The sequence below is a fragment of the Deinococcus phoenicis genome, from assembly GCF_000599865.1.
GTDB lineage: Bacteria > Deinococcota > Deinococci > Deinococcales > Deinococcaceae > Deinococcus > Deinococcus phoenicis.
The window spans coordinates 1-1,807 of sequence record NZ_JHAC01000077.1 but is presented as its reverse complement, the minus strand read 5'-3'; the positions used below and the strand labels follow the sequence as shown (position 1 = coordinate 1,807).

The 1,807-nt window shown below is 66.6% G+C and carries 4 protein-coding genes; 2 read left to right on the top strand and 2 right to left on the bottom strand.

Annotated elements, in window-relative coordinates; translation table 11 throughout:
* Positions 1-200: 200 nt before the first annotated feature.
* Positions 201-614 (bottom strand): hypothetical protein, encoded by a 414-nt coding sequence (locus tag DEIPH_RS16930; protein ID WP_034360512.1) that lies wholly within the window; start codon positions 612-614, stop codon positions 201-203.
* Positions 615-754: 140 nt separating this feature from the next.
* Here DEIPH_RS16930 and DEIPH_RS16925 point away from each other — a divergent pair, with 140 nt between their 5' ends.
* Positions 755-1,048 (top strand): hypothetical protein, encoded by a 294-nt coding sequence (locus DEIPH_RS16925; RefSeq protein WP_034360509.1) that lies wholly within the window; start codon positions 755-757, stop codon positions 1,046-1,048.
* A 1-nt stretch (position 1,049) separates the two neighbouring features.
* Positions 1,050-1,256: a hypothetical protein gene (locus DEIPH_RS16920; RefSeq protein WP_034360506.1), complete on the top strand. Its 207-nt coding sequence runs from the start codon at positions 1,050-1,052 to the stop codon at positions 1,254-1,256.
* Between the two features lie 173 nt (positions 1,257-1,429).
* Here DEIPH_RS16920 and DEIPH_RS20265 read toward each other — a convergent pair.
* Positions 1,430-1,807 (bottom strand): hypothetical protein (locus DEIPH_RS20265; protein ID WP_034360503.1); only part of this gene is annotated, 378 nt, incomplete at its 5' end.

Here is a 1,807-nt window from a genome sequence, read left to right as displayed (position 1 = left end):
TAGGCTTCGGGTTCCGTCCGGTGTCTCCGGGTGTCGGCTCTCTCTCCCTTGCCTGAAAAGAGCTTACTCCCCCTCGCGTTATCTGTCAATAGACAGCAGATAAGATGAAGCCGGGGTGAAGCGGGCAACAAAAAAACCCCTCCCCCACCCACCGCGAAGGCAGGCAGGAGAGGGGCAAACGGCGCGAGTTGTCCGATACTTCAGCGCCGCCCGGGGGGCACGTCCCCCATGCTCGGCCCGAAATCATCCGGCGTGGTCGGGGAGCCGATGGTGCCGCCGCTCAGGCTGGCGGGGTCGATGGGGTCTGCCACCGCCTCCCCGGACTCGATGGCCGCGTACCCCCAAGCGACCGCCGCCCGCACCGCTGCGGCTTCCAGACGGTCGGCCAGCGGCAGATCGAGATAACGCCCCAGCACGGGGATTTTGTTGTCGTACTCCTCCACCGCCAGCAGCAGCCAGCGTTCGGCGTAGGCGGCCTTTTCGACTCCCGTCGCCCCCGGCAGCAGGTCTTTGGCGAGCTGCGCGGCGGCTTTGGCGGCGGCCTTCAGGCCAGAGACGGTCAGGACGTTGCCGATGCGGGCTTGCAGGGCGGTGGAAATGGCGTGGGTGTTCATAGGGCCTCCAAAAGGCGCACCCTCGGCCAGAGCAGGCGCGGGGGTGGGGAGAGGGTGGGCTGGGCCGAGCGCAGAACTTATCGGGGCTTTCTTCCTCTTTCAAACTTGACAGGTTTCAAAAGAGGGAGTAACCTCTAGGCATGACGAACACGCACGCTTTCACCGCCCAGATCGAACTCGGCTACAACCTCGCCACCTACCTGCGCGAAGACGCCGAAGAACTCGGCCTGGTGTTGGAACAGGAAGGCAACGCCTGCGGCATCATCAGCATCATTCGCAACAGCAGTGATCTGGAGGCCCGAGGCAACAGCGAGCCGTACCTAACCATCTACACCTGTGAGGATGCCCAGGCGTGGGGGACGGTCAGCGCGTTCAAGACGCTGGAGGAGGCGCAGGCACACATGCAGTACGTCTGGGAAGGTATCAGCGCGTAACATGGCAAACCCCAATCCCACCCCGCGCAAACCCGGAGAGGGCGAGCCGTGGCGTCCCAGTATCTACCTCCCGCGTGAGGTGGGCGAGGCCATCCGCGCCGCCACGGAGGGCATGAGCACGCAGGAGCGCAGCCGTGCGTTGGGGCGGTGGCTGATGCTCGGCTGGGAGACAGAGAGACAGTTCGAGCAGGTGATGAAGAAGCAGTGACGGCGGGACAGCGATCCCCCCCCAGCGTATCTGCTGGGGGGGGATCGCTGTCAGCCGCACTTTCGTACGTCCGAGAGTGGGGAATTCATAGTTGCACAGAAGCGGGCGGTGGGCAAGGGCTATTGCTTGGTCGGTACTGTGTGTTCCCAGCCGGACACCGGCAACGGCACTGCTCAGCGGTCCAGCCCCACAGCGGGCCAATCCGTGCGCGTGCGGGCGAGGTCGTCCAGTGAGGCGGGCTGCCAGTCATCGGCGGGGGCGGCAGGAGCTGGGGGTGCGGGCAGACTGTCAGAATCTGCCGCCCGCCCCACTTCCGCCTGCGCCTTCGCCCGCGCCCACGCGCCGTTGACCTGAATCCCCGTGACTGCTGCCTTGCCCCCGGACGCTACCAGCCCGGCCAGCAGGCCCAGCACGGCCCCGGAGACGGGCCGGGGGAACAGGCCCAGGGCCGCCAGCCCCGCGATGCCCCCAGCGGCCAGCACTGCGCCCAGCATGGCCCCCAGCAGGGCGGACACCAGCAGCACGATGCGGCCCTTCAGTCCGAGTTGATC